Below are 22,852 nucleotides of genomic sequence, written 5' to 3' on the forward strand. Positions count from 1 at the left end.
GGAACCCCAGACCCCGTGCCTCTTTTTTATCAGCGCAGCGGGTCGTCGCCGCGCTTGGCCAACTGCCATAGCGCTTCTTGCGCCGCCAGGCCGCGTTCCGCCAGGGGCTGGCCCTCATCGCTCGCGATCTGCTCCATGCGACGGAAGCGACGCTCGAACTTGGCATTGGCGTGACGCAAGGCCTTCGAGAAATCGACATCGGCATGCCGCGCCAGGTTGACCAGCACGAACAGCGCGTCACCGATCTCGTCCTGCAGTCGCTCCGGATCGCGCCCGTGGGCGAACTCGGCGCGCACCTCGTCCACCTCCTCCAGCAGCTTGTCCAGCACCGGCTGCTCGTCAGGCCAGTCGAAGCCCACGCGAGCCGCGCGCTCCTGCAACTTCAGCGCACGCTTCCATTCGGGCAGTCCACGCGACACGCCGGCCAGCGCGCTGTCATCGTGCTGTTCACCCTTGGCCGCGCGCTCGGCCGACTTGATGTCTTCCCAGGCCTGCTTCTGCGCGTCGAGATCGTCATAGCTCTCGTCGCCGAACACGTGCGGGTGACGGCGCACCATCTTGTCGCTGATCGCATGCGCCACGTCGGCGAAATCAAACAGCCCGGCCTCTTTCGCCATCTGCGCGTGGAACACCACCTGCAACAGCAGGTCGCCCAGTTCGTCGCGCAGGTCATGCCAGTCCTTGCGATCGATGGCGTCGGCCACTTCGTAAGCCTCCTCGATCGTATAGGGAGCGATCGAGTCGAAGTCCTGCTTCACATCCCACGGACAGCCGTCCTGTGGATCGCGCAGTCGCGCCATGATCGCCAGCAGATCGTCGAGGCTATGGCGCGTGGTGGTGCTCATGAGGCATCCAGGTCGGCAGCGAGCAGGCGCGCCTTCCAGTCGATCGAGATATCGCCCACCGCGAAGAATTCAGGATTGATCAGCGATTCGCCGCGGTTGTAGCGCAGGGACTCGCCTGAGAGATCCAGCACTGCGCCGCCAGCTTCCTCCAGCACGCACTGGGCCGCTGCAGTATCCCACTCGCTGGTGGCGCCACGGCGCAAATAGACGTCCGCAGCGCCACGCGCCAGCAGGCAGAACTTGAGCGAGGAGCCGAGCGGCATCGACTCGTAGTCTTCGCCGATCAGCTGCCGCAGCAAGGCCGTGCCCGCGCCGCCATGCGAGCGGCTGCCGGCCACCGCCGCCGGTTCGGCGATGGCGCGCGTGCCGATGCGGCGCCACGGAGCATGCTCCTGCGACTGCATCCAGGCGCCTTCGCCGCGCGCGGCCGCGTAGATTTCACCGGTCACCGGGGCGAGCACGACGCCGAGAATGGGCTGGTGATCCTCGATCAGGGCGATGTTCACGGTGAACTCGCCGTTGCGCTTGACGAATTCGCGCGTGCCATCGAGCGGATCGACCAGCCAGTAGCGGCGCCATTCGCGGCGTTGCAGCCATGGCGCGGCGCGGGCCTCTTCCGACACCAGCGGCACGCCAGCGTCAAGTTGCGCCAGTCCCGCGGCGATCACCCGCTGCGCGGCCAGGTCGGCTGCTGTCACCGGCGACTGGTCTTCCTTGCGCTGCACTTCGAATTCCTCGCCGTAGACGACGAGGATGGCCTCGCCCGCCTCGCGGGCAATGGCGCAGATTTGCTGCAACTGAGTGGAGAACGATGCCTGGCTCATGTCGGCGAGAACCGGCCGGCGAGGTATTCGCGCGCCATGAACAGCGCGGCGATGGAGCGTCCCTCGGTCACGTCGTCGCGCCCGATCAGGGTATGCAACTCATCGAGCTTCCATGGCACCACTTCCAGTTCCTCCGGCTCATCGCCTTCCAGGCGCTCGGGATACAAATCCTGCGCGAGCACCACGTGGGCCATGTGCGTCATGTACGACGGCGACAGCGACAGGTTGTGCAGGATCTTCAACCGGCGCGCGCCATATCCGATTTCTTCCTTGAGCTCGCGGTCGGCGCCTTGTTCTGCAGTCTCGTCACGATCCAGCCGTCCCTTCGGCAGGCTCAGCTCATAGCGGCCGACGCCGGCGCCGTATTCGCGCACCAGCAGCACGGTTTCATCGTCGAGCATGGGCACGATGATCACCGCACCAAGGCCGCTGCCCTTCAGTCGCTCGTAGGTGCGTCGCTCGCCGTTGGAGAACTCGAGGTCGAGCTGTTCGACGCGCAGGAAGCTGCTGTCGTGCACGTCGCGGGTGGCATGGATGATCGGAGGCTTGCGCATCGGGGCATTCTATCCCTTCAAGGCTGCATGGAGCCGCCCAAGCACGGTGGCGTGCACGGCTGGCGTGCCCGCAAGCACGCTGCACGTATCGAGGGTAAGCGGCTGGCCATCCAGGTCGGTGAACACGCCACCGGCCTCGCGCACGATCACCGCCAGCGCGGCAATGTCGAGGATGTTCACGTCCGACTCCAGCACCAGGTCCAGGCCGCCGCGCGCCAGCAGGTGGTAGTGGCAGAAATCGCCGTAGCCGCGGATGCGGTTGGTGTCGCGAATCAGCTCGCCCCACGCAGCCCAACGGGCGTCGGCGGTCAACGACTTGATGTTGCCCGCCGACAACGAGGCCTTGGCCAGCTCGCGGGTATCCGCCACGTGCACGCGATCGCCCTCGAACCATGCGCCACCACCCGCGCTGGCCCACATGGTTTCGCCATAGATCGGTGCGCTCGACACGCCGAGCACCAGTTCACCGCGATGCATCAGGGCGATCTGAGTCGAGAAGAACGGTGTGCGCCGCACGAAGCTCTTGGTGCCGTCGAGCGGATCCACCATCCACAGCAGTTCGTGCTCCTGGTCGTCGCGGCCGAATTCCTCGCCGTAGATGGATGCCTGAGGCAGTGCCCGCTGCAGGATCTCGCGGATGGCCAGCTCGGCCTCGCGGTCGGCGACAGTCACCGGCGTGTCGTCGCTCTTCAGCTCGACCTCCACACCGCGGCGCCAGTAGTGGCGCAGGACCTCGGCCGCCGCTTGCGCCGCGTCGCGCGCGGCTTGAAGGGCGTGTGGCAGGTCTAGTTGGCTCATCGTGTCCCCCCGGACATGGCGGCCGCGAGGCCACCGGTGTAGTTGATATGAGTGATGCCCTGGGCATCCGTGGCGCCAAGCCCGGACAACCAGTGCTGCAAGGGTGAATTCGCCTGCCGCACGGCGGCTTCGGCAGTGAAGCGTCGCGCCAGCGGGCTCAGTTGCAATTGGCCGTCGATGCGCAGCGGGCCATCGCCCTCGTCCTGCAGGTGGCCTTCGATCACGCCGTTGGCGGCTTGCAGCGTCATCTGCAGGCCGCCCAGCGGCAACTCGCCATGACGTGGCGTTTGCAGCATGGCGGCCTGCCAGTGCAGTTGCGCATCCATCGCCTCTGGCCAGCCACCGTGCAACTGGATGTCCCTGGCGGCAAGCTCGACCACGCCGCGCGGCTGCCCCAACGGCAGCGCCAGGCTGTTGCCAAGCAACTCCAGATCGATGCGCATTTGGACGTCCGTCCAGTGGGCGTCGGCGACAGCCTTGCCGGCCATGCGGCCCGCGAAATCGGCGCGCTCACCTTGCAGTCGCAACTGCAACTGGTTGTCACCCAGCAAGGCGCGTCGCGACAACTGCCAGGTCAGGCGGCCCAGATCCTCGCCACGTGCCGACAGCACACGGCCAGCAGCCCCTTCCCATAGCAGGCCGCTCACCTGCTCCAGGCGCAGGCCGCCAAGTCGCGGCCCCAGCCACGGCATCGCCCAGCGCGCCGGCATGAACCACACCAGCACGGCGGCAAGCGACAACAGGGCCAACAGGCCGACCAGTGCAGTACGGCTGTGCTTCAAACCGACTCCCAGCGCAGGTGCAAGACTTGAGCGCAAATGCTCCAAACGCCGATCATAGCCGGATGAACACCCTAACCGCTGCCGACGCGCTGGTGCGTCGCGACCTGGGCCATCTGTGGCATCCCTGCACGCAGATGCACGACCACGAGACGATTCCGATGGTGCCGATCGCCCGCGGCGACGGCGCCTGGCTGGTCGGCGTCGACGGACGTCGCTACCTGGACGGCATCAGTTCGTGGTGGACCAACCTGTTCGGCCACGCCAATCCACGCCTGGCCGCCTCCCTGGCCGAGCAGGCGCGCACGCTGGAACACGTGATCTTCGCCGGCTTTACCCACGAGCCCGCGGTGGCGCTCGCCGAGGAGCTGGTGCGCGTGACGCCTCCCGGGCTGGATCGCGTGTTCTATGCGGACAATGGCTCGGCGGCGATCGAAGTCGCACTTAAGATGAGCTTCCACTACTGGCTCAACCAGGGCCACGGGGAGAAGACGCGCTTCATCGCCCTCACCGGCAGCTACCACGGTGAGACGCTGGGCGCGCTGTCGGTCAGCGACGTGGCGCTGTACCGCAAGACCTATGCCCCGCTGCTGCTCACGCCGATCCTGGCGCCCTCGCCCGATGCCTACGAGGCCGAGCCGGGCGAGAGCGCTCCGCAGGTCGCGCAACGCCGCCTCGGTGAGTTGCGGGCCTTGCTGGAGCGCCATGCCCACGAAGTCTGCGCGGTGATCGTGGAGCCGCTGGTGCAATGTGCCGGCGGCATGCGCATGTACCACCCCGACTACCTCGCCGGGCTGCGCAGGTTGTGCGACGAGTTCCAGGTGCATTTCATCGCCGATGAGATCGCGGTGGGCTTTGGCCGCACCGGCACTCTGTTTGCCTGCGAGCAGGCGCAGGTGTCGCCCGACTTCATGTGCTTGTCGAAGGGCCTCACCGGCGGCTTCCTGCCGCTGTCGGCGGTGCTGACGAACACTGCCGTCTACGAGGCGTTCTACGCCGAATACAGCGCCGGCAAGGCTTTCCTGCATTCACACAGTTATACCGGCAACCCGCTGGCCTGCCGCGTGGCGCTGGAAACGCTGGGGATCTTCCGCGATGAACCGGTACTCGCCCGCAACCGCCAGCTGGCGGAACACCTGTCCAGGCGGCTCGCCCCGCTGCGCGACCACCCGCATGTCGCCGATGTGCGCCAGACCGGGATGATCGCAGCGGTTGAGCTGGTGGCGGACAAGGCTAGCCGGCGGCCGTTCCCCGCCGCCGATCGGCGCGGGCTGCGCGTCTACCTCCACGGCTTGCGACACGGCGCAGTGCTCCGCCCGCTGGGCGACGTGATCTATTTCATGCCGCCCTACGTGGTCACGCCGCAGGACATCGACCATCTGGTCGATACCGCGGTGTCAGGCATCGCACTGGCCGTGTCCGACTGACCGGCGTCAGTGACCGCCGGTGCTGATGCTGGGATCAAGATCCCGCAACGCTTGTGCGGTGTCGATGCGCCCGGTATTGAGGATGTCCTGGCGGCTGTAGCTGCGTCCCGGCGCCGTCAGGCAATGGCCTGGCTTGGCCGGAATCAGGCTGCCGGTGCTCTGCAGGCAGTTGCGGTCGCCCGGCGCCGGTACCGGCCTGTGCTGCTGGGCCGGCGCGACATTGCTCACCTGCCCGTCGGGCAGTGCATGCATCGACTGGCTGTCGGCATTGGCTGGCGGGGTGGCGGTCTGCGCCATCGCCATGGAACCGGCGCCCAGGCCCGCCAGCAGGGCCAGAACGGAGATGCGACTGAGCTTGTTCATATTCCACCTCTGGGGACGAGTGTGAGGCATCCACCATGCTGCGCCTGCGCCGGCTGGCAGGCAATGCATCGTCTTCGCCGTCACACACGCGTTCAGATTTCGCCTCGCGGCGCGCATGAGACGGTGGGTTGCCGGTCCGCTATGCTTGCTCTCTTCGTCGTCATAGAACGCACCATGCGCACCATCCGCATACACGTGGACCAGCCGCTCGCCGTGGGCCTCGAGCTGGCCCTGCCGTCGCAGGCAGGCGAGCACGTGGCGCGGGTGCTGCGGCTGGTTGCGGGCGATCCGATCACCCTGTTCAACGGCGATGGCCGCGACTATTCGGCCCTCATCCAGGCCGTGGGCAAGCGCGAAGTGACGGTGCAGATCCAGGCCTCGCAGGCGCTGGACAACGAGTCACCGCTGCCACTCACCCTGGCGCAGGGCGTGGCGCGCGGCGAGAAGATGGACCTGATCGTGCAGAAGGCCACCGAGTTGGGCGTGGCGCGCATCGTTCCGCTGCTCACCGAGCGCTCCGAGGTCAAGCTCGATCCCGCCCGCGCGGAAAAGCGCCTGGCACATTGGCGCGCGGTGGCCGCCAGCGCGTGCGAACAGAGCGGCCGCGCATGCGTGCCCGAGATTGTCGCGGCCGTACCGCTGGAAGCCTGGCTGCGGGGACTGGCCGATGACGGCGCGCTGCGCCTGGCCTTGCTGCCCGAGGGCACGCAACGCGCCAACGCGCTGCGTTTCACCCCGGCGGGCGGTTTGCTGGTGGTGGGTCCGGAGGGCGGTCTCGGCGTCCGCGACGTCGCCGCGCTCACCGAGGCGGGCTTTGCCGGACTCACGCTGGGGCCGCGCATCCTGCGCACCGAAACGGCGGGGCTGGCTGCGCTCGCTGCTCTGCAGGCCTTGCACGGCGACGTGTGAGCGCGTGACACGCACGCTTGGGGATGCGCACCTGTGGCGCAAGGCGCCGTTGATGCCTTGACGGTCCCGAACGGCAGTTGCGCGCCAGGCACGCAACTACGGGGGACGATGCCGGTTCAGCTCGCCAGATCGAGCAACTCGATCAGCTCGGCCTCGATGCCTTCCAGATCCGGGATCACCGCCACGTCGTCGCGCACCAGCACCTGGGCGCGAACGCCCGGCGGCAGCGGCGCTCCGTCGTGGGTGGGGATGATCAGCTCGGCATTGAGCGTGGTCAGGCGCGGAAAGCCTTGCGTGATCACCGCCACGAACGGCAGTTCGGCATGACCGCCCAGCGCTTTCAGCACGGCCACGCGCACGGCCTGCTCGCTGTCGCCGTCGTTGCCACCAGCCAGCGCGCTGAACGACAGCAAGGGCACCCGCCAGCCACGCCAGGCGATGCGCCCGAGCAGCCACGATGGCGCGTTCTCCACCGGCTCCGGCGTGGGCAGGGTGATCACTTCGGCAACGGTGGCGTTGGGCAGGAGCAGGCGCAGGTTGCCGACCGGCACCAGCACACAGCGGATTTCACGTGGTAGCGGAAGTTCGCTCATCGCCGGCCCTCCATCAACATCTCCTCGACCAGACGCGCCGCCAGTTCCGGGGGCGTGCCTGCATAACTATTCAGGCGTTCGGCCTCGATGCCGTTCACCATATCGGCGAAGTGACCCTCGCTCGATGCCTCGACCCACACCTGGCCGCCGCGGTCATGGATGGCCTGGCAGCCACCCAGGGCGTCATTCGCGTGTCCCGCGAACACGATCGCCTGGGCATTGCGGCCAAACACGTTGGCGGCCATGGTGAAGCTGGCGTCGATCGGCGAGCTCTGCAGATCCAGGCCCGCCAGGGATTGCAGTTCGACCCGGCCATCGCGATACAGGCGCACCTGCTGCCCCTCGGGCACCACCAGCACCTCGCCGGTGCGCGCACGGGCGCCGTGCGCAGCCACCCGTACCGGCATTTCGCTGTAGCGGGCCAACTGCTCGGCCACCACCTCGGCGGATTTGCCTTCCAGATGCTGGACGTGCACCACGGTCATGCGCAGGCTCGCGGGCAACCGCGACAGGAACGTACACACCGCCTCGGCGCTGTCGGCCGCGGCGCCCAGCACCAGCACCCGGCCAATCGCCGAGTCCAGCGCGTCGAGCATCATCTCGTGACCGCCTTCGTAGGTCGCGGAGGGCGCGATGGCCTCTTCGATCGACACCAGCTCGAGGGTCATGCCCGGCTGCAGGAACGACTCGGCCTCTTCGCCGCCTTCCGGGGCGAGAAAATCCGCGGCGCTGAGCTTCTCGATGCCGAAGTCGGCCGCCTTCGATTCGACGGGCTTCGATGACGTGGCGGGCGCGTCGTCCGCGTCGACCAGCGACCAGCTCGACGCCTTGTTGAACAGAGAGGACGGCTCCGCGCCAGGCGCACTCGCCGCCGTGGTGGCAGGCATGAACGAGTCGTCGATCGGCGCCAACGCCAAGTGGTCGAGCTGAAACGACGGCATCGGCCGTACGGCGGGCTCCGCTGACACCTCAGGCACCGGCGCGGGACCCTGCGTAGGCAGGGAGTCCAGCCCGAACGATCCATCGTGCAGCGGCGGCAAATCATCGTCTGCGCCGAATTTCAGACCGTCGCCGAAGTCGTCATGCGCGGACACCGGCTCGTCGGCCGCCAGCAGCGCTTCGAGCTCCGCGGCAAGCGACTCGGACTCCGCTTCCACCTCGGCTTCCTCGACCAACGCTGGCTGGTGACCCATGTCGTCCAGCGCCAGGTCGGCCGGCACGTCGAATGCATAGCTCTCGGCCTCGACGGCAACCGGTTCCCTGGCTGCCGGCGCGACCTCGGCCAACGCCACTTCGGGCGCCTGCGCCACGACCGGCGCATGTTGTGGACGCGGGGGATCAAGATCGCCCTGCGCCATCACCTTCACGGCCAGGTGGCGCGCCCAGCGCGCGCGATCCCAACCGTCCAGGCGGCGGCTGGCCTGTGCGTCATTGAACACCACGCGCGGCCGGTCGCCATCGATCACTTCATACAGGCGGTCGAGCTCGTCGTCCGCCTCCTCGTCGAGATTCACCACCAGCACTTCGGCGCCGGTGCGCTCGAGCAGCGCCCTGCTCAGCGTGGACAACGCTCCCTCGTGCACGATCCGCGCGCCACGCTCGTCGAGCGCCGCGCGCAGCTGCCCACCCAGCTCAATGTCGTCGAACAGCAGCGCTACCGCGATCGCCGACTCAGCCATTGAGCGACTCCATGGCGCGCTGTTCGAGCACTTCGTTGATCTGCACGAGCAATTCGGCCTCCTGGTACGGCTTGCCGAGGTAGCGATCCACGCCGATGTCGAAAGCACGCTGACGGTGTTTGTCGCCGGTGCGCGAGGTGATCATGATGATCGGCACCTCGCGCAGGCGCGGGTCGGCCTTCATGTGCGTGGCCAACTCGTAGCCGTCCATGCGCGGCATCTCGATGTCGAGCAGCATCAGGTCCGGCACGCGCTCGTGCAGTTTCTCGATGGCGTCGACACCGTCCTTGGCCGTCGTCACTTCGTACTCGTGGCGTTCCAGCACGCGGCTGGTGACCTTGCGCATGGTGATGGAGTCGTCGACCACCATCACCAGCGGACGCACGCGCGGCTCTTCCGCCACCGGTGTCGGCGCCGCGCTGAGGCCTTCGTCCAGACGTTGCAGGCGCCGCGCGATGCCATGGCGAACCAGCGGAGCGAGATCGAGAATGATCAGCACCGAACCGTCGCCCATGATCGTGGCGCCGAGGATGCCCGGCACCGAGCTGATCTGCGGGCCCACCGACTTGACCACGATCTCGCGCGAGCCGATCACCGCGTCGATGCGGATCGCTGCGCGAAGGTCGCCCGCACGCGTCAGCAGCAGCGGCAACTGCTCCTCGTCGCCGGCGTGGCTGGCCACGGTACCGAGCAGCTCGGAAAGATCGTGGATGCTGTACTCCTCGCCGCCGTACGGGAAGCCCGGCTCCGGGTCCGCCATGCGTTCGGCCAGTTCCGCCGGACTGATGCGGGCCACGCCTTGCACCGAGGTCATCGGGATGGCGAAGGTGGACTCGCCGATGCGCACCAGGATGGCCTGGGTCACGGCGAGGGTGAACGGCAGGCGCAACACGAACGTCGTGCCCGCGCCATCCTTCGATTCGATCGACAGGGCGCCGCCGAGCTGCTTGATCTCGTTCGCCACCACGTCCATGCCCACGCCGCGACCGGCGAGCTGGGTCACCGTACTGGCGGTGGAGAAGCCCGGCTGGGTGATCAGCGCCAACACCTGATCGTCACTGAGACGGGCATCGGAACGGATCAGGCCGCGCTCGACGCCGCGCTTGCGGATCGCCTCACGGTTCAGGCCACGGCCGTCGTCAGTCACGCGCACGACCACCTCGGTGGCCTCGCGGGCCACGCGGATGCGCACCGCGCCCTCTTCCGGCTTGCCGGCCTTGCGACGCTCGGCCGGCGATTCGATGCCATGGGCCACGGCGTTGCGCAGCATGTGCTCGAAGGGCGCCTTGATGCGGTCGAGCAGGTTGCGGTCCATTTCGCCGTGGGCGCCTTCCACATACAACTGGGCCCCCTTGCCTTCTTCCTGCGCGGCCTGGCGCAGGGTACGGCGCAGGTTCGGCACCATGGTGTCGAACGGCAACATGCGGGTGCGCAGCAGACCTTCCTGCAGCTCCGAACTCACGCGCGACTGCTGGATCAGCAGCGTTTCCGCCTGACGGGTGAGTTCATCGAGCATGCCCTGGATGGACACCAAGTCGGACACCGACTCGGCCAGCGCACGCGAGTACTGCTGCAGCTGCGAGAAGCGGTCGAGCTCGAGCGGGTCGAACACCGAGATGCCCGCTTCGCGATGCTCGCGCTGGAAGCGCGCGATGATCTGCGCTTCGGTTTCGATTTCCATCATGCGCAGCTGGCTGCGCAGACGCTGCACGGTCTGGTCAAGCTCGACCAGGTTGAAGCGGTAGCCGGCCACCTGCTGTTCCAGGCGCGAGCGGTAGATCGCCACCTCGCCGGCATGGTTCACCAGCGTGTCGAGCAGTTCGGCGCGGACGCGGATCTGTTCCTGCGGCGAACTCGGGGCTTCGTCGCGTTCCTCGGGCAGCAGCTCCGGCAGGTTCGCGCGTTCCGGGAACGGCAGCACCTTCGCCGACGCCGGCGCAGAGGCGTCGCCCGAGGCGGCGGCTTCTTCGTCGCTGGCCATCGCCGTGAAGCGGTCGATCATCGCCTGCGGATAGGCGACGGCATGGCCCTGCGACACGCGCTGGACCAGGCCATGCAGCGTGTCGAAGCCGGCCTCGAGCGCGGCGATGAGATCGCCGATGTGGTCCGATTCGGCGTGCAGCGGACGTTCCAGCGCCGTTTCGATCGCGTGGGTCAGATCGCCCACCGGGGTCATGCCGGCAATGCGCGCGCCGCCCTTGAGGGTGTGCAGGTCGCGCTGCAGCTCGGCGACGTGTTCGATCGTCGAGGGTTCGGCGCGCCACTCGGCCAGCACGCTGTCGGAGTGGTCGAGCAGCTCGCGGGCTTCCTCGACGAAAATCTCCAGCAGGTCCGGGTCGATCTGGGAAGGCAGCAGCAGGTTGTCGCCGCCGGCCTCTTCATGATGTGCAGCGACGCGGGCCGGCGGCTCCACCACGGCAGCCTGTTGCGGCGCCGTCGCAGCTTCGGCGGCAACTTCCTCGGCGGGAGCCGGTTCCTCGACGATCGCGGCCGTGTGGGTTTCGGCGGCTTCGTGGCTGGCAGGCACGGCGTCGACCGGCTCCTCCAGCAGCTCGGCAACCGGCGCCTCGTGAGCGATCTCGCCAGCCGGGATGTCGTCGAAGCTGGCCTCGAGCAACGCCTCGTCATCGAGCGTCAGCTCGGTCGCCGGCACGTCGTCGAAGGACACATGCTCCACCGCGGGCTCGAGCGACTCGGCCTCGTTCAGCAGCTCGGCATAGACCGCGGCGAACTCGTCGTCTTCGGCGCTGGTGGCAGCCGGCTCGGCCGCGTGGGCCTCCGCGACATGCAACTGCTCGCCCGACGGCAGGTGGGCGTCGAGGTCAAACTCGCCCAACGCGGCCAACAGCTCGTCGGCATAGCGATCGACCTGCGCATCGCTGGCCGAGGCGGCCACTGCGCCAGCTTGCTCGGCGTGACCGGAAGCGTCGACCAGGGCGGCGTCGAGCGACGCGGCCAGCGTGTCGTCGTGCTCCGCCTCGTGCGATGCCTCGGTAGCTTCGTGGATCTCATCCGCATGCGGCTCGAACAGCACATGGGCCACCTGCGGCTCGGGCTGGCTGTCGCGCAGTTCGGCGAGGCGATGAATCAGGCTGTCGATGTCCGGCAACTGCGGCGACGGCGCATCGAACTGCGCCATCACGAAGTCGACGGCGTCGGCGCTGCGGCCAAGCAGGAACACGCCTTCGGCCGACAATGGCAGGCCGGCGGCGCGCAGGCGCTTGAGCAGGCTCTCCAGCGGCGACAGCAGCTGGGTCAGCAGCGGAATGTCGACCATGGCGATGGCGCCATGGAGCGTATGCACGGCGCGCAGCAGGCTGTCGTCGACGCGCAGTTCGCCGTCGACGCGGTTGATCGCGGTGCGGATACTCGCCAGGTACTGCGCGACTTCGCTGCGCAGGATCTCCAGCAACACCGGATCGATCGGCGGCATGACCGGCGCGGAGATGGCCTCAACGACCGGCGCAACCTCTGGCTGCGGTGCGGCTTCCACGCCCGCCAGGCTGGCGGCCGGGATGGCGTCGGCATCGGCATTGACGCGCGGCACGCGTCGACGCACGACGCGGCGCACTGTCTCAGTGGCGGTCGTCGCCAGATCGGCGATGCGCGCGCCTTCCTGGCCAGCGCCCAGCCGTTCTGCGGTGTCCATGATGGCGGCGATCGGCGCCGTCACCACGCCGCTACCCGTCAGGGCGGTGCGCAGCTGAGGCAGGGCGTCGATCGCGGCGCTGACCAGCGCCTGCACGCCCTCGTGCGGCGGGATCGACTGATCCAGCACGCGATTGAGCATGTTCTCCACCTTCCAGGCAAACTCGCCCAGCAGGGTGGCGCCGACCAGGCGGCCCGATCCCTTCAAGGTGTGGAAAGAACGACGGATCGGCGTGAGCCCTTCGAGTTGCAGCGGATCGGCCAGCCACGCCTGACGGGCCGCGTGAAGGTTGTCGATCTCTTCCTGCATTTCCTCCAGGAAGATCTCGCGGATATCGTCATCGATGCCCGCGGTGCTGCCCTGGAAGCCGGCATCCACGGCGGCGCCGGCCACCGGGACCTCCTCGAACACCTCTTCCTCGATCTCGATCCAGTCGCCACCGTCGCCCTGCACAGGCTCCTGGGGATGCAGATGCTCGGTGTCGGCAAGTCGCAGACCCGTGATCTCGTGCGGCTCGGGCTGGGGCGTCTCGCTGGCGCCAATGAACAGGCCGGAAAGGTCGTCGCCCGGGGCCAGGCTGACGCTCTCGGTGAGCTCAGGCTGGTTGGCCAGCGCCGCGGCCAGCGCGGCGTCGGTGGCCTTGACGATGTGTTCGGGCGCCTCGTCCAGCTCGTCCACCTCGACCACGCGCGCGGCCGGCGGCGGCCAGTAACCCAGCGTGCTGAGGCTATGCTCGGCCACGTCGAGGATGTGCTCCAGCCCGCCGCGATGTTCGCGCGCGGCCTCGAGGTAGTACTCCAGCGCCGCCAGCGCGTCGGCGAGGTGATCCATCTGCGAGCTGCCCGGCACGCGACGGTCCGCCAGCAACTCGTTGCCCACGAAGCGGCCGATGCCTTCGGCCAGCTCGGCGGGGCGCGGCGCTGAAAGCATGCGCATGGCGCCGGCGACTTCGTCCATCAGCGCACTGACATCGGCCAGCTGCTGCGGCTGCCAGCCCGATTCCACGTACGCGACGATGGCTTCCTTCACCTTGCCGGTGTTGGCCGTCGCCTCGTGCATGAGCGTGGCGAGGATGTGGCGCGCCTCGCTGCGCGGCAGCATCGTGGTGGTGTTTTCGTTGCTGATTTCCTCGTCGGCGCCGAGGCTGTCGATGTGATCGTCCAGCGAGGCTTCGACGTACAGCAGGGCGCCGGCGACGTCGAGCAGCAGCTCTTCGTCCGGTGCGCGCACGCGATTGGCGATTTCGTCCAGCACGCGGCGCTGTTCGTTGACCACGCGGCGCGGCACGCCGAGGGCGAGCATGCCCAACGTGTCGCCCACGCGATCGAGCACTTCGGTCTGACCGGCCAGTTGCGCCGGGTCCGCTTCGGTCTGGCGCAGGAACAGGTCGAGCGCTTCCTTCACCCGTAGCAGGTCGTCCTTCAGCGCCTTGGCGACCGAATCGAGCAGCGCGCGGTTGTGGCCGGCCATGGAGCCACGTGCGTGCTCCACCTCGCTCGCCTCGGGCAGCAACGCGTCGAGTGCATAGGTGTGCCGCAGCAACTCCATGCGCGGGCTGCCCTGACGGGCCTGTCCCACCACATAAAGCAGCTTGCGCGCGAGCTCGTCGGCGTCACCGCCGCGCAAGCTGGTTTCACCGTGTTCGATCAGCTGGCGGATGCTGCGGTCGACCTTGCCGATCAACTGGCGCACTTCGGCCGCCTGGTCCTTCAGCGCGCCATGCTGCACGCCCTCGAGCACGCCGGCGGCGATCCACCACAGGCGGCGACCGGGCACGCTCTGGCAGCGCGCGGTGATGTCATCCAGCGTCTGGATCATGCCGCCCAGCTGCTGGTCGCTGCCCTGGCCACGGAACCAGCCGAGCAACTGCTGCTGGAAGCGCAGGCGCAGGCTGCTGATCTCGTTGCGCTGGCGCTCCACCGAGATGGTCTGGGGCGCATGCGGCGCCTGCTGCGGCAGCACGACTTCCAGGTTCGGCGTGAACAGCGCCGATTCATGCAGCGCTTGCTGGCCACGGCTGGAGCGCAGGTCGTTGAGCAGCGGCAACAGCACTACCGGCACGTCGCGATGACCGCCGGACAGGCGCTCGAGGTAATCGGGCAGCTGCATCAGGCCGCGCATCAGCGCGGCATAGGCTTCCTCGCGATCGGCCACGTGGTCTTCGAGCAGCGAGATGGCGAGCGTTTCCATCTCCTCGGTGACCATGGCGGCGCCGTACAGCTCGACCATGCGCAGGGTGCCTTGCACCTGGTGCAGGCTGTCCGCGCAGGAGCGCATGGCGCCCCGGTTGCCCGGGTTGTCGACGTAGGACTCCAACGCCTCGCGGGCGAGCGCGAGCGTCTCGTCCAGCTCGGGCTTGACCCACTGCAGGGTGGTGAAATCGATGTGGTCTTGAAGTCTCATGCGCCCCTCTCAGCGGCCACGTAACGGTTTGTCACGCAACCGACGAGGTTGCCCCCTGTGAAAATCGTTATCAGCCAACAACTCAACCCGGCAGCTTGAAGTGAGCCACCGAACGACGCAGGTCACTCGCCAGCTGGGCCAGGTAACCGATCGAGTCGGCCGTCTGGCTCGCGCCCTGCGAGGTCTGCGAGGTGATTTCCTGGATCGCATTCATCGACACTGAAATATCGGTCGCCGCGGTGGACTGCTGGCGTGCCTGCGTGGAGATGTTTTGAATCAGCGCCGACAAATCGTGCGACACGCGCTCGATGTCACCCAGCGCGCTGCCCGCGTCTTCCGCGAGTCGGGCGCCGGCCACCACTTCGGCGGTGGTCTGTTCCATCGAGTTCACCGCTTCGTTGGTATCGGACTGAATCGTCTGCACCAGCGTTTCGATTCGCTTCGTCGCGCTCGCGGAGCGTTCCGCGAGGCGCTGCACTTCGTCCGCCACGACCGCGAAGCCGCGGCCCGCTTCACCTGCCGAGGCCGCCTGGATCGCGGCGTTCAAGGCGAGGATGTTGGTCTGCTCGGCAATGTCGTTGATCAGTTCCACGATGGAGCCGATTTCCTGCGAGGACTCACCCAGGCGCTTGATTCGCTTGGACGTCTCCTGGATCTGATCACGGATCGAGTCCATGCCGGAGATCGTTTCGCGCACCACTTCGGCGCCGCGTGAGGCGATTTTCACCGAGCGCTCGGCCACGTCGGCCGATTCGGCGGAGTCCTTGGACACGCTGTCCATCAGGCTCGCGATCTGGTTGATCGCGGTGGTCGCCGTGCTGATCCGCTGCGCCTGGTGCTGCGCGGATTCGGCCAGGTGGCGCGCAGTGGTCTGCGTTTCCTGCGCCGACGACGACACCTGCTCGGAGGTTTCGTTGATCGTCGTCACCAGGGTGCGCAACTCGTCGATGGCGTAGTTCACCGAGTCGGCGATGGCGCCCGTGATGTCCTCGGTCACCGTGGTCTTGACGGTCAGGTCACCTTCGGCGAGCGAACCCATTTCGTCCAGCAGGCGCATGATCGCCTCCTGGTTACGCTGGTTGAGTTCGGTCGACTCCTGGAAGCGGCGGCGCTGGTCGGCGATCAGCTGCACGACCAGGATGACCAGGAACGCGGCCGCGCCGAGCGCAGACAGGATGCCCAGCCAGAGGTTGGGGAACAGGCGACGCACCGGCAGCTTGGTGATCTGGTCAGCCAGCTCGTTTGCGCGCAGCAGCACGTTCTGCGAGTCCAGCGAGGCCTGGTTGCCTGCGCGCTTCACTTCGCTCAGGTTACCCGCGGCGCCCACCAGCTTGCCGACCGGGTCCTGCAGGTTGTCCCACTGCGTCTGCAGGTCGGCGAGGATCTTGCGTGCGTTGGCGTCGCCCATGGCGCGCACGCCGACTTCGGTGTTGCCTTCGAGCAGGCCCTTCAGCACCGAGCCATACAGCTGGCCGTCTCGCGCAAGGCCGTCGGCGGCGGGCTGCGAGGCGTCGCCGCCCTGCAGCACTTCCTGCACTCGGCGGATCATGCGGTCAGCCAGCAACATCTGGCGGGCCGAGGTGTAAGTCTGCTCCGCGCTGCCGCCCCGCTGCTGCAGGATGTTCACCACCTGCTCCATGTTGGAGTTCAGCAGCGGCAGGTCGCGTGAGAGGGTCGCGGCGCGCTGGGACGAATCCACCACCAACGCCTTGTTGGAGAGGATCTTGCCGATGTCGGCGTCGAGCTGGCCCCAGGCATTGGTGAGCGCTGCGACCGCGCGACCGGCAGGGGTGGCGTTGTTGTCGGCATAGGCCGGCAAGCCGCCCTTGTCGTCGCCCTTATTAAGGCGCTGCACCGCCGAGTCGATGGCGTTGCGGTTCGTCTCCAGCTCCTTGAAGGAGTCGACGTTACCGTCCGCCGCCTCGAGGGCGTATTTGGCGGTCTGCTGCGACAACACCTGGATCTGGGTGGTCAGGCCCACAGCCTGGCTGTCTTCGCGGCCACGCAAGGTGAGCATGACGAAGTCGACACCCGTGAAACCGAACGCAATGACCAGTGCAATGATGAGGCCTGTATAGCCCCGCTCCTTGCCCACGCCCCCTGTAGTGCTCATCGTTCACCTCGCCCGTCTACGCTCGCCGCCCATGTCGGCGAAACGTCGGTACATCGCTCTGATTCCGGCCTCGGTCGGCGCCGGTCCTACCTTTCCAAGGACTGACCGTCAGGCTGCGGCCTGGCGGAAATCCGGTGCACGCACGAGCTTGCCCATGCTGAATACAGCCAGCCGGGGTTCTCCCACTCGCTCATCCACGAATCGTGCCAGACGAGAGTCGTCTTCCTGCTCCGCGTTGCGACGCTGTTCGACGTCGACCGTGCGCTGGCCGAACACCTCGTCGACCATCAGCGCCACGCTGCCGGCGCCCTGACGCACCACCAGCAGGCGGGTGCGCTCGGTGAGCTGGGTGCGCTCGCCGAACAGGAAGCGGGCCAGATCGATCACCGGCACCAGGTTGCCGCGGACGTTCGCCACGCCCAGCAGCCAGGCCTGCGTGCCCGGCACCGGGGTGAGCGAGGGCACGGCGAGCAGTTCGCTGATCTCGTCGATGCCGCTGACGAAGAGGCGATTGCCGGCGCGATAGCCGATGCCGCGCCAGAGGCCCGGGGCCTCCAGCTTCTCCGGCGTGCCGGAGGCGTGCGCCAGCGAAAGTCGCTCGTAACGTGCCAGCAGTTCGAAGGGCGAAAGCGCGGCAGTTTGGCTCATCGTCGCCTCAGGCCGCGTTTGGCAGCAGGTCGTTGATGCAGGCCAGCAAGTCTTTTTCGTTGACCGGCTTGGTGATGAAGGCGCGCGCACCCTGGCGCAGGCCCCACACGCGATCGGTCTCCATCGACTTGGTGGTGATCATCACGATCGGAATGCTGGACGTCACCGGATCACGCGTGAGCGTGCGCGTGGCCTGGAAGCCATTCATGCCCGGCATGATGACGTCCATGATCACGAGATCGGGCTTCTTCGAGCGAACGCGCTCAATGCCTTCCTCGGCGTTGCCGATCGAGTCGACCTGGTAACCCGCGCGCTCGAGCAGCGTGGTGAACACGCGCACGTCGGTCGGCGAGTCGTCGATAATGAGAATATTGGCCACAGGCCCCCCTCAGACCCTGTAGTCGCCGGTTTTACACCGTGCTGACATGACGATGGATGGCGCCAAGCAGTTCGTCTCGCGTGAACGGCTTGGTCAGATATTGCTCAGCGCCGACGATGCGGCCTCGGGCCTTGTCGAACAGGCCGTCCTTCGAGCTGAGCATGATGACCGGCGTGCTTCGGAACTGTGGATTGTTCTTGATGAGCGCGCAGGTCTGATAGCCGTCGAGTCGCGGCATCATGATGTCGACGAAGATGATCGCGGGCTTCTGGTCGGAGATCTTGGCGAGCGCCTCGAAACCGTCCACGGCCGTCAGCACGTCGCAACCTTCTTTTTTGAGCAAGGTCTCGGCGGTACGACGAATGGTCTTCGAGTCGTCGATCACCATGACCTTGAGGCCGGCCAGGCCATTTCCACTTATGTTCAAGTTCACAACACCCCCCTGCGACCCGCCCCAGGCTCAGGTAAATCGTGCGACCACTGACCCGGGGCCAGCAGTCCCATTATGGAGAAATCCGCAATGTCGGTACGACGTACGACGACCATTCAGCCGGCAGGCACTCGTGCGTTGCTGTTTACCGCCTGCCCGACGTGACGTCAAGCTGAAATCTCACAGGTCGCGTCCTACGTCATTGAATTGAGAGCCTAGCCCGGGTTGAACTCCGATCCTGGGGCGGACCGGACCACTCTGGTGGGTGAGCGTCCGGGCGCCCTTCGGGCCCCGGACCGATGCATCGACAACTCGCCGCCGAAAGCGAACCGACGGCAGCTTCTCGACTTACACTGCCCCGCTCTCGCCCCGAGCCGGGCGGCAGTGTGAACAGGCTCTACTACCGGAGAATGACGATGACCCTTTCGGTCGCCGTGCTGATGGACCCGATCGGCTCCATCAAGATCGCCAAGGACACCACCTTCGCCCTGCTGCTGGAGGCCCAGCGGCGCGGGCACCAGCTGCATTACCTGGAACAGGGTGATCTGGCGGCTCGCCATGGCGAGCCCTGGGCCCGCCTGGCGCCGCTCTCGGTGCGCGACGACGCCTCCGGCTGGTTCATGCTGGGCCAGCCCGAGTGGCGCGACCTGCGCGGCATCGACGTGCTGCTGATGCGCAAGGACCCGCCGGTGGACTCGCAGTTCGTCTACGACACGATGGTGGCGGAGCTGGCCGAACAGGGCGGCGTGACCGTGGTCAATCGTCCGCAGGCCCTGCGCGACTGCAACGAGAAGCTGTTCGCCATGCACTTCCCGCAGTGCATGGCGCCCACCCTGGTTTCCCGCGATGCGGGCGAACTGCGCGCCTTCGTGGCCACCCATGGCGAGGTCGTGCTCAAGCCATTGGACGGCATGGGCGGGCGCGGGATCTTTCGGGTCCGGGCCGGCGACAGCAACCTCAACTCCATGCTGGAGACGCTGATTGCGACCGGGCCACACGGCGAGCACCCGCACTTCACCATGGCGCAGAAGTACATCCCGCAGATCAGCCAGGGCGACAAGCGCATCCTGGTGGTCGACGGCGAGCCGGTACCCTACGCGCTGGCGCGCATCCCGCAGGGCGACGAGTTCCGCGGCAACCTGGCCGCCGGCGGCCGCGGGGTGGGCGTGCCACTGAGCGAGCGCGACCGCTGGATCGTGGCCCAGGTGGCGCCGGAGCTGCGCCGCCGCGGCCTGCTGTTCGTGGGCCTGGACGTGATCGGCGACTACCTCACCGAGATCAACGTCACATCGCCGACCTGCGCCCGCGAACTGGATGCCCAGTTCGGGCTTAATATTGCCGGCCAGCTCTTCGATGTGATTGAGCAGAAACGAACCGGAACCCGCGCCGCGTGAGCCAACCTGCTGTCCGCACCGGCGCCGACATGATCGGCGCCACGATGCTTTTCTCGCTGTTGCTGCACGGCGTGCTGATCCTCGGCATCACCTTCAGCTATGTGAAGGCCAAGCCCAGCCTGCCCACGCTGGACGTCACCCTGGTCGACGTGGCCAATCGCGAGGCGCCCGACAAGGCCGATTTCCTGGCCCAGGCCAGCAATCGCGGCAGCGGCCAGAGCGACAAGGCGACGCGCGCCAGCCAGCCGGTCTCCGGCCCCCTGCCCAACGCCGCCAACGGCACGGCCCGGCAACACGTGGACGCAACCACGCCGGCCGAACAGGAGGCCACGTCGGACAAGCTGCTGACCACCACCGGCGCCAGCCGGTTCAGCGTGCACTCCGATACGAACAAGCCGGAACAGAGGCCCGACCAGCCGACCACCGCCGAGGAACAGCGCGAGCAGGAGGAAATGGCACGGCTCTCCGCCGACGTGAACCGCCGCAAGGACAGCTATACCAAGCGCCCCAAGAAGGTCTACATCGATTCGGCCAATACCCGCGAATATGCCTACGCGGCCTATATGCGCGGCTGGACCGACCGCATCGAGCGCGTGGGCAACCTGAACTATCCGACCGAAGCGCGCCGCCGCGGCGTGCACGGCGACCTGCTGCTCACCGTGGCGATCAATCGCGACGGCACGATCAAGAGCATCGACCTGATCCGCAGTTCCGGCCAGCCGCTGCTCGATGCGGCGGCCGAGCGCATCGTGCGTCTTGCCGCGCCGTTCCCGCGCCTGCCCACCGACGCGAAGGAGCCCAGCGACGAGCTGTACATCTCGCGCACCTGGGTGTTCGGCCCCAACGACATGCTGCAAACACGCTGACGCCCTGTTGGGCTGAATTCAGCGCGACGCGCAGCGCGCGGCGACGGGCGCCATTACGTGCACACCACCTGCACGCCACCTGCACGTCTCACCGCGTGAAGAACCAGCGCGGTCTCAGCCATTCGTCGCAAACGCTTGGGCGCCTCCCCGCTTCCGGGCTTACAATGCGTACATGCCCGCCTCCTCTACCCAGCCCCAGTCGCTCGCCGGTCATTTCCTGATCGCCATGCCCAGCCTGGCCGAGCCACCCTTCTCGCGCGGCGTGGCCTTCATTTGCCAGCATGACGAGGACGGCGCGGTGGGCCTGCTGGTGAACCAGCTCTCCGAGTACCGGCTAGGCGACGTGCTCGCGCAGATGAAGCTCGACTGCAACGACCTCGAGTTGGCCGACGCGCCGGTGCTGATCGGTGGTCCTGTGCAGCAGGAGCGCGGCTTCGTGCTGCACCGCGAGCCCGGTCATTGGGAATCGAGCTACCGCATCAATGCCGAATGGTCGGTTACTACCTCGCGCGACATCCTGATCGCCATGGCCAATGGCGAAGGTCCGCGCCTGGCCGTGATGGCGCTCGGCTACGCCGGCTGGAGCGCAGGCCAACTGGAGCAGGAACTGAAGGACAACACCTGGCTTACCGCCGAGGCGAGCGAGCGGGTGGTGTTCCACACCCCGCTGGAAGAGCGCTGGAGCGCCGCGGCCGGACTGGTCGGCGTCGATCCGCTGCAACTTCCCGGCTACGCGGGCCACGCATGAGCTGTGTGCTCGGCTTCGACTATGGCAGCCGCCTGCTCGGCGTCGCGGTCGGCAATCGTTTCACCGGCAGCGCGCGCGGCCTGGCCGCGATCCCCGTGCGTGACGGCGATCCGGACTGGGTTCGCCTCGATGCATTGCGCAAGGAATGGCTGCCCGATGCACTGGTCGTAGGCCTGCCCCTGACCCTCGACGGCGAGGAGCAACCCGCCAGTCGTGGCGCGCGCCGCTTTGCCGAGAAGCTGGGCCAGCGTTACGGCCTGCCCGTCGAACTCACCGACGAACGACACAGCTCGCGCGAAGCTGCCCAGCGCTTTGCCAGCGCGCGCGCCGCGGGACTGAAGAAGCGCCGCGATGCCGCCACCATCGATGCCGAGGCGGCCGCCGTCATCCTCGAACGCTGGCTCGCCAGCGCCAGCCACTGACCCTTTCATCCAGCGACCTGCCTGCCATGAGCCAACGCCTGCGCCACCTCACCACGCTCGAAAACTTCTCCCGCGACACCATCGAGCGACTGCTCGATCGCGCGGAGTTGATGCGCGATGGTTGCGCCCACGGCACGCGCAAGATGGACCTGCTGGCCGGCCGCACGATCCTCAACCTGTTCTTCGAGCCGTCCACGCGCACGCGTACTTCGTTCGAACTGGCTGCGCGCCGGCTTGGCGCCGACGTCATCAACTTCGACATCGGCTTCTCCTCGACCAGCAAGGGCGAGGCGTTGTTCGACACCCTGCACACGCTGGAGGCCATGCACCTGGACGCCATCGTGGTGCGCCACAAGGTATCTGGCACACCGGAAGAACTGGTGCATCACGCCATGAGCGGCGTGTCGGTGATCAACGCCGGTGACGGCAACCGGGCCCACCCCACCCAGGGCCTGCTCGACATGCTGACGATCCGCCAGCACCGCCCCGATTTCAGGCAGCTCACCGTGGTGATCTGCGGCGACGTGAAGCATTCGCGCGTGGCCCGCTCGGATGTGCATGCGCTCAGCGCACTGAGCGTGAAAGAGATCCGCCTGTGCTCGCCGCGCGGCCTCATGCCGGAGCAGGCCGAGTTCCCGCAGTGCGTGCTGACCGATGACTTCGACGCCGCCGTCGAAGGCGCCGACGTGGTCATCATGCTGCGCCTGCAGAAGGAGCGCATGGCGATCACCGACCTGCCCGACGAGGCGGCCTATTACGAGCGTTTCGGGCTCGACAACCGTCGCCTGGCGCGCGCCGCCAAGGGCGCCCTGGTGATGCATCCGGGCCCGCTCAACCGTGGCATCGAGATCGCCTCCGAAGTGGCCGATGGCCCGCAGTCGCGCATCCTGGAACAGGTCGGCAACGGCGTGTTCGTGCGCATGGCCGTGCTGGCCGAGGTGCTGGGGCGCTGATCCCCGCCGTGTCGCGGTCCTGATGGGCCGCGACATGTTGCGATTCCGGGCATAATGCGCGGCGCAATACCCATCT

General features: G+C 67.3%; 20 protein-coding genes. 7 read left to right on the forward strand and 13 right to left on the reverse strand.

From position 1 onward, the window contains the following. Positions 1-29: 29 nt before the first annotated feature. Genes mazG through gspN form a run of 5 tightly spaced genes read right to left on the reverse strand, consistent with a single transcriptional unit; the run spans position 30 to position 3,803 of the window. Positions 30-845, reverse strand: coding sequence for a nucleoside triphosphate pyrophosphohydrolase (gene mazG, locus DVT68_RS05205; RefSeq protein WP_114823934.1), 816 nt, complete (start codon positions 843-845; stop codon positions 30-32). Next, entirely contained in the window at positions 842-1,669 is an 828-nt protein-coding gene (cysQ, locus tag DVT68_RS05210) for a 3'(2'),5'-bisphosphate nucleotidase CysQ (RefSeq protein WP_114823935.1), read from the reverse strand. Before cysQ ends, mazG begins: the two co-directional genes overlap by 4 nt. Further along, positions 1,666-2,223: an ADP compounds hydrolase NudE gene (gene nudE, locus DVT68_RS05215; protein WP_114823936.1), complete on the reverse strand. Its 558-nt coding sequence runs from the start codon at positions 2,221-2,223 to the stop codon at positions 1,666-1,668. Before nudE ends, cysQ begins: the two co-directional genes overlap by 4 nt. Positions 2,224-2,232: 9 nt before the next feature. Then, positions 2,233-3,021 (reverse strand): inositol monophosphatase family protein, encoded by a 789-nt coding sequence (locus tag DVT68_RS05220; RefSeq protein ID WP_114823937.1) that lies wholly within the window; start codon positions 3,019-3,021, stop codon positions 2,233-2,235. Next, a complete protein-coding gene (gene gspN / locus DVT68_RS05225) occupies positions 3,018-3,803 on the reverse strand; it encodes a type II secretion system protein N (protein WP_114823938.1) in 786 nt (261 codons plus the stop codon). The genes DVT68_RS05220 and gspN overlap by 4 nt, the downstream gene beginning before the upstream one ends. 62 nt (positions 3,804-3,865) lie before the next feature. On the opposite strand from gspN, the gene DVT68_RS05230 reads away from it, so the two are divergent. Further along, complete coding sequence (locus DVT68_RS05230) at positions 3,866-5,227, forward strand: adenosylmethionine--8-amino-7-oxononanoate transaminase (protein WP_114823939.1); 1,362 nt, start codon at positions 3,866-3,868, stop codon at positions 5,225-5,227. A gap of 6 nt (positions 5,228-5,233) precedes the next feature. Here the strand turns inward: DVT68_RS05230 and DVT68_RS05235 are convergent, their stop codons facing one another. After that, entirely contained in the window at positions 5,234-5,590 is a 357-nt protein-coding gene (locus DVT68_RS05235) for a hypothetical protein (protein ID WP_114823940.1), read from the reverse strand. A 174-nt stretch (positions 5,591-5,764) separates the two neighbouring features. Between DVT68_RS05235 and DVT68_RS05240 the strand changes: the two genes are divergently transcribed. Further along, positions 5,765-6,499: a 16S rRNA (uracil(1498)-N(3))-methyltransferase gene (locus tag DVT68_RS05240; RefSeq protein WP_114824404.1), complete on the forward strand. Its 735-nt coding sequence runs from the start codon at positions 5,765-5,767 to the stop codon at positions 6,497-6,499. Between the two features lie 116 nt (positions 6,500-6,615). Here the strand turns inward: DVT68_RS05240 and DVT68_RS05245 are convergent, their stop codons facing one another. The 7 genes from DVT68_RS05245 to pilG form a co-directional block, all read right to left on the reverse strand. Continuing rightward, positions 6,616-7,092: a chemotaxis protein CheW gene (locus tag DVT68_RS05245; RefSeq protein WP_114823941.1), complete on the reverse strand. Its 477-nt coding sequence runs from the start codon at positions 7,090-7,092 to the stop codon at positions 6,616-6,618. Then, complete coding sequence (locus tag DVT68_RS05250; RefSeq protein ID WP_114823942.1) at positions 7,089-8,771, reverse strand: chemotaxis protein CheB; 1,683 nt, start codon at positions 8,769-8,771, stop codon at positions 7,089-7,091. Before DVT68_RS05250 ends, DVT68_RS05245 begins: the two co-directional genes overlap by 4 nt. Further along, positions 8,764-14,823: an Hpt domain-containing protein gene (locus DVT68_RS05255; protein ID WP_114823943.1), complete on the reverse strand. Its 6,060-nt coding sequence runs from the start codon at positions 14,821-14,823 to the stop codon at positions 8,764-8,766. Before DVT68_RS05255 ends, DVT68_RS05250 begins: the two co-directional genes overlap by 8 nt. 82 nt (positions 14,824-14,905) lie before the next feature. Further along, positions 14,906-16,936: a methyl-accepting chemotaxis protein gene (locus tag DVT68_RS05260; protein ID WP_114823944.1), complete on the reverse strand. Its 2,031-nt coding sequence runs from the start codon at positions 16,934-16,936 to the stop codon at positions 14,906-14,908. 108 nt (positions 16,937-17,044) lie between these two features. Then, positions 17,045-17,584: a chemotaxis protein CheW gene (locus DVT68_RS05265; protein ID WP_114823945.1), complete on the reverse strand. Its 540-nt coding sequence runs from the start codon at positions 17,582-17,584 to the stop codon at positions 17,045-17,047. A gap of 7 nt (positions 17,585-17,591) precedes the next feature. Beyond that, the gene (locus DVT68_RS05270; RefSeq protein WP_114823946.1) at positions 17,592-17,963 is read right to left on the reverse strand and encodes a response regulator; all 372 of its coding nucleotides are present in this window, start codon (positions 17,961-17,963) and stop codon (positions 17,592-17,594) included. A gap of 31 nt (positions 17,964-17,994) precedes the next feature. After that, entirely contained in the window at positions 17,995-18,351 is a 357-nt protein-coding gene (pilG, locus tag DVT68_RS05275) for a twitching motility response regulator PilG (protein WP_199535991.1), read from the reverse strand. 458 nt (positions 18,352-18,809) lie between these two features. Here pilG and gshB point away from each other — a divergent pair, with 458 nt between their 5' ends. The 5 genes from gshB to DVT68_RS05300 all read left to right on the forward strand — a co-directional run bounded on the left by gshB (position 18,810) and on the right by DVT68_RS05300 (position 22,776). Next, the gene (gshB, locus tag DVT68_RS05280) at positions 18,810-19,787 is read left to right on the forward strand and encodes a glutathione synthase (RefSeq protein WP_114823948.1); all 978 of its coding nucleotides are present in this window, start codon (positions 18,810-18,812) and stop codon (positions 19,785-19,787) included. Further along, positions 19,784-20,653, forward strand: a complete 870-nt coding sequence (locus DVT68_RS05285) for a cell envelope integrity TolA family protein (RefSeq protein WP_233523351.1) — start codon at positions 19,784-19,786, stop codon at positions 20,651-20,653. Before gshB ends, DVT68_RS05285 begins: the two co-directional genes overlap by 4 nt. Before the next feature lie 172 nt (positions 20,654-20,825). Continuing rightward, the gene (locus DVT68_RS05290; protein WP_114823949.1) at positions 20,826-21,401 is read left to right on the forward strand and encodes a YqgE/AlgH family protein; all 576 of its coding nucleotides are present in this window, start codon (positions 20,826-20,828) and stop codon (positions 21,399-21,401) included. After that, positions 21,398-21,823: a Holliday junction resolvase RuvX gene (ruvX, locus tag DVT68_RS05295; protein WP_114823950.1), complete on the forward strand. Its 426-nt coding sequence runs from the start codon at positions 21,398-21,400 to the stop codon at positions 21,821-21,823. Before DVT68_RS05290 ends, ruvX begins: the two co-directional genes overlap by 4 nt. A 26-nt stretch (positions 21,824-21,849) precedes the next feature. Next, positions 21,850-22,776: an aspartate carbamoyltransferase catalytic subunit gene (locus DVT68_RS05300; RefSeq protein ID WP_114823951.1), complete on the forward strand. Its 927-nt coding sequence runs from the start codon at positions 21,850-21,852 to the stop codon at positions 22,774-22,776. The last annotated feature ends 76 nt before the right edge of the window (positions 22,777-22,852 follow it).

This window comes from Dyella solisilvae (assembly GCF_003351225.1).
Lineage (GTDB): Bacteria > Pseudomonadota > Gammaproteobacteria > Xanthomonadales > Rhodanobacteraceae > Dyella > Dyella solisilvae.